This is a genomic window from Pseudomonas sp. GM48, from assembly GCF_000282335.1.
GTDB lineage: Bacteria > Pseudomonadota > Gammaproteobacteria > Pseudomonadales > Pseudomonadaceae > Aquipseudomonas.
In genome coordinates, this window is the sequence record NZ_AKJM01000134.1 from 37174 (window position 1) to 54317 (window position 17144).

12 protein-coding genes are annotated in these 17144 nt (G+C 58.5%); 8 read left to right on the forward strand and 4 right to left on the reverse strand.

The window, feature by feature from the left end; genetic code table 11:
- Window positions 1-78: 78 nt before the first annotated feature.
- On the reverse strand, window positions 79-1644 hold the full coding sequence (locus PMI28_RS04440) for a carbohydrate porin (RefSeq protein WP_007991099.1): 1566 nt from the start codon (window positions 1642-1644) through the stop codon (window positions 79-81).
- 166 nt (window positions 1645-1810) lie between these two features.
- On the opposite strand from PMI28_RS04440, the gene PMI28_RS04435 reads away from it, so the two are divergent.
- From PMI28_RS04435 to PMI28_RS04410, 6 genes are all read left to right on the forward strand, one after another.
- On the forward strand, window positions 1811-3085 hold the full coding sequence (locus tag PMI28_RS04435; RefSeq protein ID WP_007991101.1) for an ABC transporter substrate-binding protein: 1275 nt from the start codon (window positions 1811-1813) through the stop codon (window positions 3083-3085).
- 21 nt (window positions 3086-3106) lie between these two features.
- On the forward strand, window positions 3107-4069 hold the full coding sequence (locus tag PMI28_RS04430; RefSeq protein ID WP_007991103.1) for a carbohydrate ABC transporter permease: 963 nt from the start codon (window positions 3107-3109) through the stop codon (window positions 4067-4069).
- Complete coding sequence (locus PMI28_RS04425; RefSeq protein WP_007991104.1) at window positions 4066-4908, forward strand: carbohydrate ABC transporter permease; 843 nt, start codon at window positions 4066-4068, stop codon at window positions 4906-4908. Before PMI28_RS04430 ends, PMI28_RS04425 begins: the two co-directional genes overlap by 4 nt.
- Before the next feature lie 27 nt (window positions 4909-4935).
- Entirely contained in the window at window positions 4936-6081 is a 1146-nt protein-coding gene (locus PMI28_RS04420) for an ABC transporter ATP-binding protein (protein WP_007991105.1), read from the forward strand.
- Window positions 6078-7580, forward strand: a complete 1503-nt coding sequence (locus PMI28_RS04415; protein WP_007991106.1) for a glycoside hydrolase family 32 protein — start codon at window positions 6078-6080, stop codon at window positions 7578-7580. The genes PMI28_RS04420 and PMI28_RS04415 overlap by 4 nt, the downstream gene beginning before the upstream one ends.
- Before the next feature lie 92 nt (window positions 7581-7672).
- Window positions 7673-8665, forward strand: a complete 993-nt coding sequence (locus PMI28_RS04410) for a LacI family DNA-binding transcriptional regulator (protein WP_007991107.1) — start codon at window positions 7673-7675, stop codon at window positions 8663-8665.
- 47 nt (window positions 8666-8712) lie between these two features.
- Here the strand turns inward: PMI28_RS04410 and PMI28_RS04405 are convergent, their stop codons facing one another.
- Window positions 8713-8928, reverse strand: coding sequence for a hypothetical protein (locus PMI28_RS04405; protein ID WP_007991108.1), 216 nt, complete (start codon window positions 8926-8928; stop codon window positions 8713-8715).
- Window positions 8929-9223: 295 nt separating this feature from the next.
- Between PMI28_RS04405 and PMI28_RS04400 the strand changes: the two genes are divergently transcribed.
- The gene (locus tag PMI28_RS04400) at window positions 9224-10090 is read left to right on the forward strand and encodes a patatin-like phospholipase family protein (RefSeq protein ID WP_007991109.1); all 867 of its coding nucleotides are present in this window, start codon (window positions 9224-9226) and stop codon (window positions 10088-10090) included.
- 203 nt (window positions 10091-10293) lie between these two features.
- Here the strand turns inward: PMI28_RS04400 and PMI28_RS04395 are convergent, their stop codons facing one another.
- Window positions 10294-12189 (reverse strand): sigma-54-dependent Fis family transcriptional regulator, encoded by a 1896-nt coding sequence (locus PMI28_RS04395; protein WP_007991110.1) that lies wholly within the window; start codon window positions 12187-12189, stop codon window positions 10294-10296.
- A gap of 245 nt (window positions 12190-12434) precedes the next feature.
- Between PMI28_RS04395 and PMI28_RS04390 the strand changes: the two genes are divergently transcribed.
- Window positions 12435-14258, forward strand: a complete 1824-nt coding sequence (locus PMI28_RS04390; protein ID WP_007991111.1) for an NAD(P)/FAD-dependent oxidoreductase — start codon at window positions 12435-12437, stop codon at window positions 14256-14258.
- A 54-nt stretch (window positions 14259-14312) separates the two neighbouring features.
- Here PMI28_RS04390 and metC read toward each other — a convergent pair whose 3' ends face one another.
- On the reverse strand, window positions 14313-17132 hold the full coding sequence (metC, locus tag PMI28_RS04385) for a cystathionine beta-lyase (protein ID WP_007991112.1): 2820 nt from the start codon (window positions 17130-17132) through the stop codon (window positions 14313-14315).
- Window positions 17133-17144 lie beyond the last annotated feature (12 nt).

Below are 17144 nucleotides of genomic sequence, written 5' to 3' on the forward strand. Positions count from 1 at the left end.
CGCTTTGATGAAAGGCAGGGTTTGTTGAAGTTCTCATAGCCAACCTCAAAGCAGATGTTGGCCGCACGCGTTCAAATATTAAAACCAGGTTTCCATTTGTATACCGTATTGCCATACACCTCCGGCTTTGAAGTCCGTCATGCCAAAGGAGTCTGTGGTACTGAATCTGTCCAGATCCGAAGACCAGTTCATGAAGCTTGCGAACACTCGCAATTCGGGACGTGTAAGAAGATCTCCAACCTCAGGTTTGAATGTCGGGGCGACAGTGAATTTCCAAAAGTTACCGTCGACCGCATTACGTTGTAGATAGTCCTTCGGGTCGAGGTTCATGGTTTGCCAGCTTATTTCGTAGGCCATCTCGAAATTGCTGTTGATTTTATTGGCCAAGCGCACATTCAGGGTCAGCCAGCGGTAGTCGTCACCCTTGACGTATCTATCCTTGCTCTGTTCGGCCAGCAAGCTGGGGCCGATACGCCAGTCGGGCGCAAGGGGTGTCTCACCGTAAAGTGCCAGACGCAGAGCGCGGGCATCGTCTATGAGTTCGCCATCTGAGCCGATGTTCTTGACCTCTGCCCCCAGACCTTGCCCATAGAGCAGCGCCGTTTTGAAGAAGCCTTCCCTGCCGAAAAAGTTTTTCTGGTGATTGGCCAGCATGCTGTGCAAGCCGGAATCCGCAGGCGTCAAACCCGCTGCATTGGTGCGGGTAGCGAAATCGTTTTTCTTTGCGCCGATGGCATTGAACATCCACTGCCACTGACCATCCTCGAAGAACTGGTTGGAGGTCAGGATGTAGCTTTCCACATCGGCATTAATACCGCCTTGACTGAAATCCCCGTAGTTACGCCCGATCAAAGAGTAGTTCGAACGCCAATTCTTGTTCATCTGCATATCGTAGATTCCACCCCCGGTGCCGGCCAGATAGACAACGTCCGAGTCCAGCCAGTGGATATCGAAATTATCTCTATCGAATCGCTTGCCTGCCCACAGGGTGGCGTTCTCGAACACTGAATTGCCCTCGAACGCAGCGAGATGGTCAAGCGCTGTGAATACCTGGCGCACGTTCAGTTTGCTTTCGTCGGCCGTCCAGTCATTGGAGCTTTCCACACCGTCGGCGATGGAGACCGTGAATTTGGAACGGGTGCCGTTTTGCGCATAGATTTCTTTCGACAGGTCTATACGCATGTAGGTGTCGTCTTCGTTACCGAGTCGCCCGACTGCACCACCGACTGAACCGGCAGGAGTTGCATAAGGGCCGCCACGACCACCACCCAGCTCATCGTTAATCAGCAATCCGGAGCGGGCGTAGCCGTTGAAGCTGAACCCATCAGTGAGGTGTCCGGTACTGGCCTCTTTCTCCAGGCTTTGCTGACGGGCCTCGAGTTTTGCCAGTCGGGTATCCAAAGCGGGCGCTGAAATTACTGCCGCAGTAGATGCGGCGGGCTGCAAGGGAGGAGTGGCAAGTTTGATCTGCTGCAATTCCCTGGCGAGTGCCTGGGTTTGCTGTTCGGCTGCGGCCGCACGCTTTTCCGCTGCGCTGGCACGGGCTTCAAACGCGGCCATGCGTTCTTCCAGAGTCGCGGCCTGAGAGGTTACCGCCGAGGTGCCGAGCACGCTTGCGAGTAGCCAGCTTGATGCTTTCTGCATGTGAATTCCCTGTTTTGTTTTTATTTTTCCGTTCCCGCGAGCGGCCTTTTTTCGTCAATTGTGAATTGTCAAAATTGACGAAAAAAAGGATGCCTCATCGCAAATACGCTGCTACATTTGGCGATGTTAACGTTAACTTTTCTAAAAACAAAAATAAAGAGGCTTTATGAAACAGCTAAAATCTCTCCTTCCAGCCGCACTACTCACCCTCTGTGCCGGATTTCCATGCCTCTCGAGCGCAGCCGATTTAACGATCTCGTGTGGTGCGGTGGGTGCGGAGTTGCAGCTCTGCAAGGAGGCTGTCGAGGCGTGGTCGAAACAGACCGGCAACAACGTCGAGGTGGTTTCCACCCCTAACTCGGCGACCGAGAGGTTGTCGTTCTATCAACAGATCCTCAGTGCGCAATCCAGCGACATCGACATCATTCAAATCGATATGGTGTGGCCAGGGATGCTGGCCAAACACTTGATGGATCTACGCGAGGTGCTTCCTGCCAACGCGACCCAAGGCTACTTCCAGGCACAGGTGGATAACGCCACGGTGAACGGACGGCTGGTGACGATGCCGTGGTTCACCGACTCGGGCCTGCTGTATTACCGCAAGGACTTGCTCGAGAAGTACAACCAGCAGGTTCCCCAGACCTGGGAGGAGATGACTGCTACCGCCAGGAATATTCAACAGGCTGAGCGCAATGCCGGGAACCCCAATGCGTGGGGTTACATCTTTCAGGGGCGCGCCTACGAGGGTCTGACGTGTAATGCGCTGGAATGGATCAGCAGCCAACCGGAAGGCGCAATGGTCAACCCACGAGGCGACATCGTGGTCAACAGTCAAGCCTCAAGAACGGCTTTGACCCTGGCGAAAAGCTGGGTGGGTGACATCTCCCCGCGTGGCGTACTCAACTACACCGAGGAAGAAGGTCGTGGCGTATTCCAGTCGGGAAATGCGCTGTTCATGCGTAACTGGCCTTATGTCTGGGCCTTGGTACAAAGCCAGGACAGTGCCGTAAAAGACAAGGTCGGGGTCGCTCCCCTGCCCCGTGGCGGCAAGACCGGTACCCATGCCTCCACCCTCGGTGGGTGGGGGCTGGCGGTGTCGCGATACAGCGCCCATCCAAAACTTGCCGCAGAACTGGTGAGCTACCTGACCAGTGCCCAACAGCAAAAACATCGTGCTCTGGCTGCCGCCTATAACCCGGTGATCGAGTCGCTGTATCAGGATCCCGAACTGCTCGCGGCAATGCCTTATTACGCTCAGTTGCACAGCATTCTCAACGATGGGGTGATGCGCCCCGCCGCAATAACCGCCGATCGCTATCCACGAGTCTCCAATGCGTTCTTCGATCGAGTGCATGGCGTGCTGGCGGGCGAGTTGCCTGTCGATCAGGCGCTGGCCGAACTGGAAAGCGAACTCACGCGCATCAAACGCCGGAACTGGTAAGCCACAAGGAAGGAAATCACCATGTCTGTCTCTTCTACCCATGCCCCCTGTGACGAGCTTCTGCTCACCAGGGAAACGCCCGTACAACGTCGCCGGGTACGCGCCGCCTGGCTGTTTCTGACGCCGATGTTGCTGTGTCTGGCCCTGGTGGCGGCCTGGCCGCTGCTGCGCACATTCTGGTTCAGCCTGACCGACGCCAGCCTGTCGGATACCAGTGGCGGATCCTTCGTCGGCTTGAGCAATTATCTGTTCCACAACGGCTCCAGCTGGTCGGGCATCCTGGTCGATCCGCAATGGTGGAACGCGGTGCGCAACACCTTGCATTTCACCGTGGTGTCAGTGGGCCTGGAAGTCGTATTGGGGCTGCTGGTGGCGTTGCTGCTGAACATCAAGTTCACCGGCCGCTCACTGGTGCGCGCGTTGATTCTGATTCCCTGGGCGATTCCCACCATTGTCTCGGCGAAGATCTGGTCATGGATGCTTAACGACCAGTTCGGCATCATCAATCACCTGATGCTGAGCCTCGGCCTGATTGACGCGCCCCTGGCCTGGACGGCCGATGCAGACCTGTCGATGTGGGCGGTGATCATCGTCGATGTCTGGAAGACCGTCCCGTTTGTCACGCTGCTGATGCTGGCGGCCTTGCAGATGTTGCCGAGTGATTGCTACGAAGCCGCCAGGGTCGATGGCATTCATCCGCTGAAGGTGTTCTGGCGTGTCACGCTTCCCCTGCTGATGCCCGCATTGCTGGTGGCGGCGATCTTCCGCATCCTCGATTCCCTGCGGGTATTCGACGTCATCTATGTGCTGACCTCGAACTCTTCGAGCACCATGAGTATGTCGGTCTATGCCCGTCAGCACCTGGTGGAGTTCCAGGACGTTGGCTATGGCAGCGCCGCCTCGACGCTGCTGTTTCTGGTGGTTGCGGTCATCGCCATGCTTTATCTCTACCTCGGACGCCGTCAACTGGAGGTCCGCTCATGAGCCCGCGCCTGTTGAAAAAAGCGCTGTTGCGCCTCGGGTTCTGGTGTCTGATCGGGGTGTTGCTGCTGTATGCGGTCTTCCCTTTCTACTACGCCATCGTGACGTCGCTGAAGCCATCCAGCGCCTTGTTCGAGGTGAGCTACTGGATCGATAACCCCGACTTTTCCAATTACGCGGCGGTACTCCATCAAGCCTCATTCCTGCGGGCTATCGGTAATTCGCTGGTGGTTGCGCTGTGTGTGGTAACGCTGGCGCTGTTCCTCAGTGTGACCGCCGCCTATGCCTTGGGCAGGGTGAAGTTCCGTGGGCGTGGCACGGTCTTGATGATGGTTCTTGGCGTGTCGATGTTTCCCCAAGTCGCTGTACTGTCGGGGCTGTTCGAAGTGATCCGCGCCCTGGGTCTGTACAACACGTCCTTGGCGTTGATCTTGAGCTACACGATTTTCACCCTGCCCTTCACCGTCTGGGTGCTGACCACGTTTATGGGCCAACTGCCCCATGAACTGGAAGAAGCAGCAATCATGGATGGCGCGTCCCCATGGGTCACGCTGACCCGCGTGCTGTTGCCGCTGCTCTGGCCCGCACTGGTCACCACCGGTTTGTTGGCCTTCATCGCCGCATGGAACGAGTTCCTGTTTGCCCTGACCTTCACCCTCACTGACACCCAACGCACGGTGCCGGTCGCCATCGCCTTGATTTCCGGCGGCAGCCCCCATGAGTTGCCTTGGGGGTTGTTGATGGCTGCATCGGTGCTGGTCACCGTCCCACTGGTGATTCTGGTGCTGATCTTCCAGCGCCGAATCGTTTCCGGCCTCACTGCCGGCGCGTTAAAGGGTTGATGCCCAACAAAGACAAGGAACAGCATCGTGATCAAATTGAAACTGGACAACGTGAACAAACAATTGGGCGGCGCGCGGATTCTTCGCGACGTCAGCCTGCAGATCGCTGCGGGTGAGTTCGTGGTGTTCGTTGGCCCTTCGGGCTGCGGCAAGTCGACTCTGCTGCGACTGATCGCCGGACTGGACTCGATCTGCGGCGGCGACCTGTTGATCGACGGGCGTCGGGTCAACGACCTGGAGCCGCGCGAGCGTGGCGTCGGCATGGTGTTTCAGTCTTATGCGCTGTACCCGCACATGAGCGTCTACGACAACATCAGCTTTGGTCTCAAACTGGCCAAGACGGAAAAGACCAGCCTGCGTGAGCGCGTGCTGAAAACGGCGCAAATCCTTCAGTTGGACAAACTGCTGCAACGCAAACCAAAGGAACTGTCTGGAGGGCAGCGTCAGCGTGTGGCAATGGGCAGAGCCATGGCGCGTGAGCCGGACATTTTGCTGTTCGATGAGCCGCTCTCCAATCTGGATGCATCCTTGCGGGTGCAGATGCGCAACGAAATCGCCCGGCTGCATGATCGACTGGGCTCGACCATGATCTACGTCACTCACGATCAAGTGGAAGCGATGACCCTGGCCGACAAAATTGTCGTGCTCAATGGCGGTCGCGTAGAGCAGGTTGGCTCACCGCGCGAACTCTATGAGCGCCCGGCGAGCCGCTTTGTCGCCGGTTTTCTCGGTTCGCCCAGAATGAACTTTCTGGCGGCACGCCTGCATGCCCCGGGTGAAACCAGCCTGGTCGATACTCCCGTTCTGGGTATGACCTCCCTGCCCTTCGACAGCTCGAACCTGGCGGCGGACGCCCCACTGAGCCTGGGGATTCGCCCGGAACACGTGTCTCTCAAAGCGGCGCAGGGAACTGCCGGCGTCGTCGTGACCGGGGTCGAATACCTGGGCAGTGAAACCTATGTGCACCTCGATACAGGTCAGGACGAGCCACTGATCTGTCGCTGTGAGGTCAACGCCGGATGGCGGGTGGGCGATCGGGTCGAGCTGCAACTGGAGTTCGACAATCTGCACCTGTTCGACGCCGAGGGCACGGTCTTGAGGCGCCACCCAAAAGCCATTGAAACCCTTCCGGATGGCGTCTCTCTGCGTTCGGCACGAGCAGGTGCCCTATGACTGTGTATTTGAATCCTATGAACGACCCAATGTCTTCCGCCCTTGACCTTGCGCAGCATGCGCTGAGTGATGGTCTGACTCGCGTCATCCACGATTATCGACCTGGTTATCATATTGCCCCCCCGGCAGGCTGGATGAACGATCCTAACGGGGTAGTGTACTTTCGTGGCGAATATCACGTGTTCTATCAACATTACCCCTTCGAAGCGAAATGGGGCCCGATGTATTGGGGGCACGCCAAGAGTGCCGATCTGGTTCATTGGCAGCACCTACCCATTGCGCTAGCACCCGGCGATGACTTCGATCGTGACGGTTGTTTTTCCGGTAGCGCGGTGGTGTGTGGAGATACCTTGGCACTGATCTACACCGGACACACCTGGCTGGGGGAAGTGGGTGATGAACGCTTGATCCGTCAAGTCCAGTGCCTGGCCACCAGCACTGACGGCATTCGGTTCGTCAAGCATGGCGCCGTCATCGAGAACGCGCCGCAAGACACGATCATGCACTTTCGTGACCCCAAGGTATGGCAGGAGGATGACTATTGGTACCTGATTGCCGGCGCGCGTCTGGGTGATAAACCGCTACTGCCGCTATACCGTTCCACGGATCTGCACGCCTGGGAGTTCCTCGATTATGTGTCCAGCGGCAGCGAGGGCGATGGCTATATGTGGGAGTGCCCGGATCTGTTTCGACTGAACGGATGCGATGTGCTGTTGTACTCCCCCCAAGGAATGCCATCCCAAGGTTACGAACGGCTCAACAAGTACCAGACTGGTTATCGAGTGGGCCGACTCGACAGCGAATGGCACTTCACCGGCGGGCCTTTTATCGAGCTGGATAACGGCCACGATTTCTATGCCGCGCAAACGCTACTGGCCGCCGACGGTCGGCGCCTTGTGTGGGCGTGGCTCGACATGTGGGAAAGCCCGATGCCGAGCCAGGCCCATCACTGGTGCGGCATGCTCGGATTGCCACGCGAACTTGAACTGCATGCAGATCGTCTTTGCGTGTATCCGGCACGGGAGCTCACCGCACTGCGCAAGGCGCCATTGCCGGGCACGTCCTGGTGGGATGGTTCGGGAGCCCGATGGGTGCGGGAAGTGAATGGCGACAGGCTCGAAATCCATGTGCATCTGGATTTGCTCGGCTGCACCGACGGCCACCTGGGAATCGCGTTGCGCTGCAGCGATGATGGTCATGAGGAAACCCTGCTCTACTACGATGCATCACTGCAGCGTCTGGTGCTTGACCGCAACCGTTCGGGTGCACAAGTCACCGGTCAACGCAGCGTGGCGATAGACCCGACACAAGAGCGACTGGAACTGCGAGTGTTCCTCGATCGCTCGTCCATCGAGGTGTTCGACGAAAACGGGCGCTTCAGCCTCAGCAGTCGCCTCTACCCCCAGCCTGGCAGTCTGGGCGTGAAGCTCATTGCGAGCGGGAGTGGCGGGCGTGTCGCCATTCCCAGGGCATGGCCTCTCGGCTCTGGATGGCTGTGAGCGGCGGATGGCTATGAGCAGCGTCATACGAGTCGCGAGAAGCGCAGGTCATGTGTCATGATTCTGCGTCAACCTGACCGGTCTCACCTCGCATGACTTCAGTGAAAGACGTTGCACAGCTGGCCGGCGTGTCCCTGATGACGGTTTCTCGAGCGCTCAATAATCCGGAAAAACTGAGCCCCGAAACCCTTCAGCGGGTGCGTCGCGCCATTGATGAACTGCAGTTCGTACCGAGCCTGTCGGCGCGCAAGATGCGCGGCGACAACCTCCAGTCGCGAACCATCGGAGTGTTCGCGCTGGACACCGCGACCACACCGTTCGCGGTCGAGTTGCTGCTGTCCATCGAACAGACCGCGCAGCAAGCCGGCTGGAATGTCTTTATCCTCAACCTGTTGAGCAACCCGCCCACCGACCAGAACATTGACCTGATGTTGTCGCACCGTCCCGACGGGTTGATCTTCAGCGCCATGGGGTTTCGCCACGTGAACATTCCCGAGCGCTTGAAGAGCAAACCCCTGGTACTCGCTAATTGCCTGGCAGATGACAGTCGCTTGGTGAGTTATGTGCCAGACGACGAAACGGGGCAGTATCGAGCGGTACATCATGCCTTGAGCCAGGGCTATCGGCGCCCTCTGTGCATCAATCTGCCAAAACAGAGTCTGGCCTGGGGCCTGCGGCAAAAAGGCCTGCAGCGTGCCTGTCAGGCATTCGGACTGGCGCCTGACGCGCTCCTGCAATACAACCTTTCCGATCATGATGCCTATGGTGAAACCGCAGGTATCCTCGACCGGCATATCATTGATGGTCGTCCCCAGTTCGACATTCTGATCTGTGGCAACGACCGCATTGCGTTTTGTGCCTATCAGCTGTTGTTGGGCCGAGGTCTGAAAATCCCCGACGATGTCGCCGTGCTCGGCTACGACAATATGATCGGTATCGCTGAGCTGTTCATCCCGCCGTTGACGACGGTGCAACTGCCGTACTACGAGATCGGTCGTAAGGCTGCCCAGCACCTGATCGAGACCATTGAGGTATCGGGAACCCAGCCAGTTAATTGTCCATTGGTGGTCAGGGCATCACTATAAGAATTAGTTAATGTGGTGATAGCACACCCTTAAGTGGTGGACGCGGGTCACGCGAGCTTGATGGCTCCGCCCTGAATATCGTCCCTCGCCATTCGTAAATCATTGGCGTCTTGGTTGAGTCGATGAATGAGGTTGAGCAATCGTTGGCGCAATACCTCATCTTGAAGCTGCTCGGCAGCACGCATCACCTCAAGCGCCGCTGCCTCATTGTTGCTGGCAACGGCGTCGAGCAGTTTGCGCATACTTCTTGATGGCCGATTCATCTCCAACCCTCCCAGGTTTCAGTGACGCGAATCATATGGCCGGAATGTTTCGTCAGTGTTTCAGCTGCACGAACTGGTTTTGAGCCACCGGCGCCGGTTGATTTGACGCTAGTTAGAGTGGCGCCCATGAGGGGGCGATTACGCTTGTAGCGCCGATCCGAGATGAAGCTAAAGCGCTACTGTCAAGCCGGGCCTTTCCGGCTTGCGGCGTCTCGATCATGTAGTTAGCACCCGTAAGGAATGCTGCCCCGTCAGCTACACTGATTCGACGCATTGCCGCACCGAGACTTCGACCATGGCGACCAAAACCGCAATCGTATTCGCTGGCGGCGGCAGTTTGGGTGCGGTGCAGGTGGGCATGTTGCGGGCCCTGGTCGAGGCCAATGTTCGATGCGATATGGTGGTTGGCGCTTCAGTGGGTGCCATCAACGGCGCCTATTTCGCCGCAAGGCCCGATGTCGAAGGCGTTGAGGCACTCGCCGGTTTCTGGCGTGGCCTGCGTAAAACGGACATTTTTCCCCTGTCCTGGCTTGATACCTGTAGGGGACTGATCAAACGGCGTGGCTTTCTGTTGCAGCCGGCGGCCTTGAACCGTTTGCTGGGTCAGGCACTGCCCATTCATCGCATTGAGGATGCGGCGCTGCCTCTGTACATCGTCACCACCGACCTGCTCAGCGGTGTCGAGACGGTTCTGTCCAGTGGCGAACTCGAGCAGGCGTTACTGGCCAGCGCTGCCATCCCGCTGGTGTTCCCCTGCGTACAAATCGCCGATCAGTTCCTGGTTGACGGCGGCGTGGCAAGCAATACACCTATCTCGACTGCCGTAGCCTTGGGAGCCACCAACGTCGTGGTAATCCCCACCGGGGTGAGTTGCGCCCTGACACAGCCACCCCGAGGCCTGGTCGCCTTAGCCCTGCACACCGTCAACCTGATGAGCATGCGCCAGTTGGTGAGTGACATCGAACACTTCCGCACTCTCACCAGCCTGCACATCGTCCCGCCCTTGTGCCCTGTGGATGTCTCGGTGTTCAACTTTGACCAGACCGAGTCTTTGCTGCAGCGCGCCTATGAGCAGACTCTCCGGTGGCTGGAACGTGGGGGGCTCGAACGCACCAAGGTACCGGGTGCCCTGACCATCCATTCACATGCCCATGAGCATTGAGTGATGGCTCAATGCGTGCTGCGCTTAAGCGCCAGGGGCACTCAACTGTACCTCCATCAGGAACACCTAAAGCGTAGCCGGGCCCAGTTGGCCCGAAGTAGCGACACATGGTTGCTTCTAGCATTAGCGCCCTCTCCTGCTCGACCTCTATCGCCTCAGTCCAAGCCCACAGCGGCAGGAAAAGCGACGATGTCATTCTGCACTCAGCCGGGTCGTGAAATGCCGTGATGACGCAGTTTGCGATAGAGCGTATTTCGGCTGATTCCCAGGCGGGCGGCAACATGGGCGATATGCCAGTGTTCCGCCTCAATCAACGTCAGCAGCGTCTGCCGTTCGGATACGCCCAGCGGATTTTCGGCCAGCGCGGCTGTCGCTGGCGCTGCCGGCAACAACTCCGCCAAGTCGTCCAGGGTGACACGCCCCTCCAACGCCAACGCAACCAGTGTGCGCAGACACGTACGCAGCTGCCGCACATTGCCTGGCCAAGGCTGCGTCAGCAGGCGCTCTCTGACGCCCGCCTCCAGCCGAACCCTGGCCCCTGCTGCTTCCTCGCGCAGCAATAGGTCGAGCAAACGGCCCTTGTCTGAACGCTCGCGCAACGGCGGGAGCTGCACGGCGAACCCGGCAATGCGATAAAACAGATCTTCGCGAAAACGCCCTTCGGCCACACAGGCATGCAGATCCTGGTGGCTGGCACTGATAAGGCGTACGTCGAGCGGACGTGCCGTCGCGCCGCCTAGCGGCACCACTTGACGCTCCTCCAGCACACGCAACAGGCGAGTCTGTAACGCCAGTGGCATATCGGCGATCTCATCGAGAAATAGAATGCCGCCATGGGCCTGCTCCAGCTTACCGATCATCCCGTCCTTGCGTGCGCCAGTGAAGCTGCCGCCGCGATAGCCGAACAGCTCGCTCTCGATCAGCGTTTCTGGAATGGCCGCGCAATTGATCGCCACAAACGGCTGGCTCGCTCTGGAGCTGGCACGATGCAGCGCCGCAGCAAAAGCTTCTTTGCCGGTACCGGTTTCGCCCTGTAAGAACACCGGAACGTCACGCTCCAAAACACGCAATGCGCGAGCAAAACCGCGTTGCAGGCGCGGGTCTTCCAGGCACACATGCACGTCGTTGATTTTGGGGATTGCAGGAGTGACTGAAGGCACCTGGCGTAAGGGTTCTCGCACCTGTCCGTAGAGCAGGCGTCCATCCACCAGCCGCATTGGCCAACAGACACTCGGCTGAGAGCTGGCCTGACTCATCACCTGATCGATAGGTGTTTCCATCAGCATCGTCAGAGATTGCCCAACCACCTGCTCACGGCTGAGGCCCAGCAGATCCAGCGCAGCGTCATTGACTGAACTGATACGGGCACTCTCATCGAAACTGAGCAGACCTTCACCCAGCAGCCCGACGAAGCCTGCCTCAGGGTGGAAGCGCAGCAAGTATCGCTGCGGATCATGCCCCAAGAAAAAACTGCTCTCGATCAACTTGGCTGACAGGTTGGTTAACGCCATGGCCTTGAACTGTTGCTGAAGACTTTGTTCCTCCCGCACCGATGAGAGGTTGAGCACGGCAAGCAACTCGCCGCTGGCATCAAATATCGGGCTGGCTGAACACGTCAAGCCGACGTGCTTACCCCGGAAATGTTCATCACGACGGATGGTGACGTGCTGTCGCTCGACCAAGCAGGTGCCGACCCCGTTGGTACCCTCGCAGTCTTCGCTCCATACCGAACCGAGCCATAGTCCGGAGCGCTGGAACTCGGCGCCCTCGGATTCGTTGAAAACACTGTCAATCGCCACGCCACGAGCATCGGTGAGTAGCACCACATGGCCGTCACGCCCGAGTTGTTGGTGCAAACTGCTCATCTGCCAGTGCGCCACGGAGATGATGTGTTCCAGTGGCGCGCGGTGATCCTGTAAGCGTGGATGCTCAACGACATTAGGCGCGCGGCGGCTGGCGGGATCGAGCTGATGCTGATCCAGGCAACGGCGCCAAGACCGTGTGATAGCCAGGTCAGTCGTGAGGCCATGGCTGGCTGGAGTGCCCTGCACGGCTTGGAGCACTTGTTGGGCATGGGCGTTGATCAAGGCCGGCTTCATTGTTCTTGTTCTCCGTTACGGTCAGGACACGGGGCTGTTCGAAGCTTATATGAAAAGATCGCAACGAGCGCTTTTCGCACCGAGTGACACACTGTCATCCGCCATTCCCGAAATCGTGACATAGATCCGAGTCAAAGCCTGAGCACTACTGCGGCAGCCGCTCTGCAACGGGGCTTTCATGAAGATGGCCCGGAGCTTGCTCCAGGGCAAGTTGTTACTAAAACAACAAGATCGGGAGAGGCTCCATGAACATCGCTATCGAAACACCTCTGCAAACACCAACTGCTCAACTCGCGGCCTGGGTCGAGAACCTCGGCGAGCGTCTCGCCCAACGTGAATTGGACGGCGCGCTGGAATTGTTTGCCGAAGAGTGTCACTGGCGTGACCTGCTACTTTTCAGCTGGAACCTGGTGACCCTGGAAGGCAAGCCTGCCATCCGGGACATGCTCGAAACACGCCTCGATCAGACTCGTCCTGGGCGATGGAAACTGGAAGGTGAGGCGACGCTCAATAACGGTGTGCTCGAAGGTTGGATCAGCCTGGAGACCGATGCGGCGCGAGGTAAAGGCTACGTGCGTCTAAAGGAGGGCCTGTGCTGGACGCTGCTGACGGCCATGCGTGAGCTCAAAGGTTTTGAAGAACCCAGTGGCCGCCGTCGTCCGATGGGTGCCAGTCATGGTCACGCCCACGCCGACAAACGCAACTGGCTGGAGCGCCGTCGTGATGAAGAAGCTTCGCTGGGCATCAACACACAACCTTACTGCCTGATCGTGGGCGGCGGCCAGGGTGGGCTGGGGCTTGCTGCGCGGCTCAAGCGAATGGGCGTGCCAACGCTGATCGTCGACAAAGCCGAGCGTCCTGGCGATCAGTGGCGCGGTCGCTACAAGTCGCTGTGCCTGCACGACCCTGTCTGGTACGACCATATGCCATACCTGCCCTTCCCCGATCACTGGCCAGTTTTCACCCCAAAAGACCAGATTGGCGACTGGCTGGAGATGTACAGCAAAGTCATGGAGCTCAATTATTGGCCGCGTACAGAATGCGTGAGCGCCAGTTTTGACGAGCAAAGTGGCACCTGGAAGGTTGAAGTGCAGCGCGATGGCGAGCGTGTGACTTTACAGCCTACCCAGTTGATCCTCGCCACCGGCATGTCTGGCGTACCCAATGTTCCTGGTTATCCGGGTGCCGAGGTTTTCAATGGCCAGCAGCATCATTCCAGCTGCCATCCCGGCGGAGACGCCTGGCGCGGCAAGCGCGCGGTGGTCATCGGTGCGAACAATTCGGCTCACGATATCTGCGCCGACCTGGTGGAGAACGGCGCCGAGGTGACCATGGTGCAACGCTCGAGCACCCACATCGTGCGTTCCGATAGCCTAATGGATCTCGTCTTCGGCGGGCTCTACTCCGAAGACGCCCTGGAGTCGGGTTTGACCACTGATAAGGCGGACATGCTGTTCGCCTCGATCCCCTACAAGGTGATGCCAAGCTTTCATCAACCCATCTTTGACGCGATCAAGGAGCGTGACAAGGACTTCTACGAGCGCCTGGCCAAGGCCGGCTTCATGCTCGATTTCGGTGACGACGAGTCTGGCCTGTTCATGAAGTATGTACGCCGTGGTTCTGGTTACTACATCGACGTCGGCGCCTCCGAACTGATCGCTAATGGCACGATCAAGCTCAAGAGCGCGCCTGGCCTGGGTGTCGAACGCATCGAAGCAGATGCCGTCGTACTCAACGATGGCTGCCGACTACCGGCAGATCTGATCGTCTACGCCACGGGCTATGGCTCAATGAATGGTTGGGCGGCGAAGCTGATTTCCCAGGAAGTCGCTGACAAGGTCGGCCGCTGCTGGGGCTTGGGTTCCGGAACCACGAATGATCCTGGCCCCTACGAGGGCGAACTGCGCAACATGTGGAAGCCAACACAGCAGGAAAACCTCTGGTTCCACGGTGGCAACCTGCATCAGTCACGGCATTATTCGCTGTATCTGGCGCTGCAGTTAAAAGCGCGCTTCGAAGGCATCGACACATCCGTCTATGGCCTTGCCGAGAGTCACCACACTGGCTGAGTCAAATGGCGCCCAGCCGTGGCTGGGCGCTGCACAACCTATGGAGTGGCCACCTCAATTTAGATATCGGTGAACAGCAGACTCCTCACTTAACTCCTTTGACTGCCCGGGCTGATCAGCAGATTGATCATGCAAAGCCTTAAATCCGCGCTGCAAATCTTCGATCAACGCCGCGACATCTTCCAGGCCGATATGCAACCGCAACACAGGATTCATTGTGCGATCAGCCGCACTGTTACGGTCTTGGGTATCGGCCAAGGTGATCAGACTTTCAAAACCACCCCAAGAAGCCCCCAACCCGAATAGCTGCAGTGCATCAATAAAGCGCTCGACATACGCGTCGTCCGCCTCGCTCAATTCAAAGGACAGCAAGCCGTTGCTGCCGGTGAAATCTCGCTGCCACAAGGCGTGGCCAGGATGATCGGTTAAGGCCGGATGGAACACCCGTTTCACCTGCGGTTGCGCTTGCAACCAAAGCGCGACTTCCAATGCCTGGCGCTCATGCACCTCCAGGCGTGGCGCCAATGTTCGGGCGCCTCGCAACACCAGATAAGCGTCGTCGGGGCTGACGGTCGCGCCAAAGGCATCGCTCATATTCATCATGGGCTGCCAGGCTGCTTCACAGGTGCAGACACTGCCCATGACCACATCACTGTGGCCGCTCAGGTACTTGGTCAGCGCCATGATCGAGATGTCCGCACCAAGTGTCAGCGGTCGGTACAGGTAACCAGAGCCCCAAGTATTATCGACGGCCAGCAAAATCCCTCGCGGTTTGCACAAGGCAGCGATGGCCGGCAAGTCGCACAGTTCATACAACAAAGAGCCTGGCACTTCGGTGTAGACCATTTTGGTGTTGGCTTGCAATTGAGCCTCCAGGTCACGGCCGTCCGGGGCGAAATAATTGACCTGAATACCGAATGGCTGAAGAAACTCCCGTGCCAGACGCCGCACAGGTGCGTATACCGCGTCGGTGATCAGCACATGATCGCCGGGGCGCAGGTAAGCGAGAAACGTCTGCGCGACCGCTGCCAACCCGGTACCGAACAAGCGAGTGCGATAACCTCCCTCCAGCTCGGTGACCAGGTCTTCGAGGGCAAACGCCGTTGGATTTCCGCGTGCTCCATAACTCAGCACACGCTCGCTATCACGGCGAGCTCGGGCGTCACGCATTTGCGCCAGGTTGTCGAACAGCACGGTGCTTAAGCGAGTGACCGGCACATTGACTGCGCGGCCGCCGACACCCTGAGCCCGCGCCGAATGCACCAGGCGCGTACGCACCTGCGAATCCGAACGAGCGGGAGGTTGTAATGGCTTGAAACTGGCGATTTCGTCGTCGCTCATCTGCGCCAGCAAACCGATTTCCCAAGCCAGATATTGACGCGCCGCGTCTTTGTTGCCGGAGTGGCGGTCATGGGTAAAAAACAGAAAATCGATGCATCGATCATTGGATGGCGTGTCCGGGCTTTCCTGAACGGCGAAACCCGCTGCACGCCAGGCCTCGAGCCCACCGTCAAGCAACTGCACCTGCGCACGCTGGGCGTGAGGTAATTCCTGTGCGGCGAGCGCAGCCAGTTGCGGATCATCGGCCAGTAACACCAGCGGTCGCTGTTCATCCACGACGTGTGACGCCAGCAACGAGCGGATCGACCAGCTCGCGCCGAGAATGTGCCCCTTGCGATAGGTTATGCTCGGACGAAGGTCGATCAGCGCGACGGCGTTATCTTTCAACGCATCAGAGAGTGCCCGTGCAGTGATCGTTGACAACTTTTCATGAGCGAGAACTTTACCCGCGGGTAACGCCAGGCCACTGCTCACACCACCTTCCAGCACATACGCCTCATACCCCAATTGGCGCAGCCAACTCGCGACAATCGGCGCCCGCACGCCATCGCTGTCGATCAGCACCAGCCGCGCCTGACGCACGCCGATATACAGATCAGTCGATTGAACTAACTGACCGCCTGGCGTGTGTTGAGCGCCGGGTAAACTGCCGGCGGCAAACTCTTCGGCGGTGCGCACGTCGCACAAAAACAGACTGCGCCCGGCGTCTGTGGCCCACTGCTCGACCTTTGCAGCCGTTACCGTTTTCACACCGGCCCGTTCCGCCAGTTGCGCGGCCGCCAGACGTTGCGCCGCTAGTGGTGCAACGGACACCGCATCGGCATAACGACGGCCGCTGCCATGCTCCAGTTGAAAGTCTTCCAGGTACCAGCCCTGGGTTCCGTTTTCCAACGCGTAGATCGGGTTCTTCAAGCCCAGGTTGATCAGCGTCTGCGCACCGATAATGCTACGGGTTCGCCCGGCGCAGTTGACCACGACCGGTGTTTTTTCGTCCGGCACTAGGTCATGGATGCGATACCCGAGCTCGCCGTTCGGGCAGCACACAGAACCTGGAATGGTCATCTTGCGGTATTCATCGAACGGTCGGCCATCGAGCACCACTAAAGGCTCGCCCCGGGTTTGCCATTCGGCCAATTGTTGCGCGGTGACATGCGGTGTATGACTGGCCTCTTCCACCAACTCGCCAAAAGCCTTGGACGGGACATGCACGCCGGCGAACAGTTGATAACCGGCGGCCTGCCAACCATCCGCACCGCCCTCCAGAACGTGCACGTTGCCATACCCCAACGCATGCAGGCGCCGGGCAGAACGCGAAGCGACATCACCGCCGTTCTGGTCATAGATCACCAGCCGCACTTGGGGATTCGGTGCAAGACGCAGCACCTCCAGTTCCAGTCGGCTGTAGGGCAGGTTGATCCCGAAAAACAGATGGGCTTCGCCATACTGACCATGCTCGCGCACATCAAACAGGGCAATTTCCTGCCCATCAAACAGCCACTGCTGCAATTGCCCTGGGGTTACGGTCTGGCTCATAGGAGTCCCGCT

Coding starts and splice junctions, on each gene's coding strand:
- PMI28_RS04440 (WP_007991099.1), bottom strand. CDS start 1,644: ATGCAGAAAGCATCAAGCTGGCTACTCGCAAGCGTGCTCGGCACCTCG.
- PMI28_RS04435 (WP_007991101.1), top strand. CDS start 1,811: ATGAAACAGCTAAAATCTCTCCTTCCAGCCGCACTACTCACCCTCTGT.
- PMI28_RS04430 (WP_007991103.1), top strand. CDS start 3,107: ATGTCTGTCTCTTCTACCCATGCCCCCTGTGACGAGCTTCTGCTCACC.
- PMI28_RS04425 (WP_007991104.1), top strand. CDS start 4,066: ATGAGCCCGCGCCTGTTGAAAAAAGCGCTGTTGCGCCTCGGGTTCTGG.
- PMI28_RS04415 (WP_007991106.1), top strand. CDS start 6,078: ATGACTGTGTATTTGAATCCTATGAACGACCCAATGTCTTCCGCCCTT.
- PMI28_RS04410 (WP_007991107.1), top strand. CDS start 7,673: ATGACTTCAGTGAAAGACGTTGCACAGCTGGCCGGCGTGTCCCTGATG.
- PMI28_RS04405 (WP_007991108.1), bottom strand. CDS start 8,928: ATGAATCGGCCATCAAGAAGTATGCGCAAACTGCTCGACGCCGTTGCC.
- PMI28_RS04400 (WP_007991109.1), top strand. CDS start 9,224: ATGGCGACCAAAACCGCAATCGTATTCGCTGGCGGCGGCAGTTTGGGT.
- PMI28_RS04395 (WP_007991110.1), bottom strand. CDS start 12,189: ATGAAGCCGGCCTTGATCAACGCCCATGCCCAACAAGTGCTCCAAGCC.
- PMI28_RS04390 (WP_007991111.1), top strand. CDS start 12,435: ATGAACATCGCTATCGAAACACCTCTGCAAACACCAACTGCTCAACTC.
- metC (WP_007991112.1), bottom strand. CDS start 17,132: ATGAGCCAGACCGTAACCCCAGGGCAATTGCAGCAGTGGCTGTTTGAT.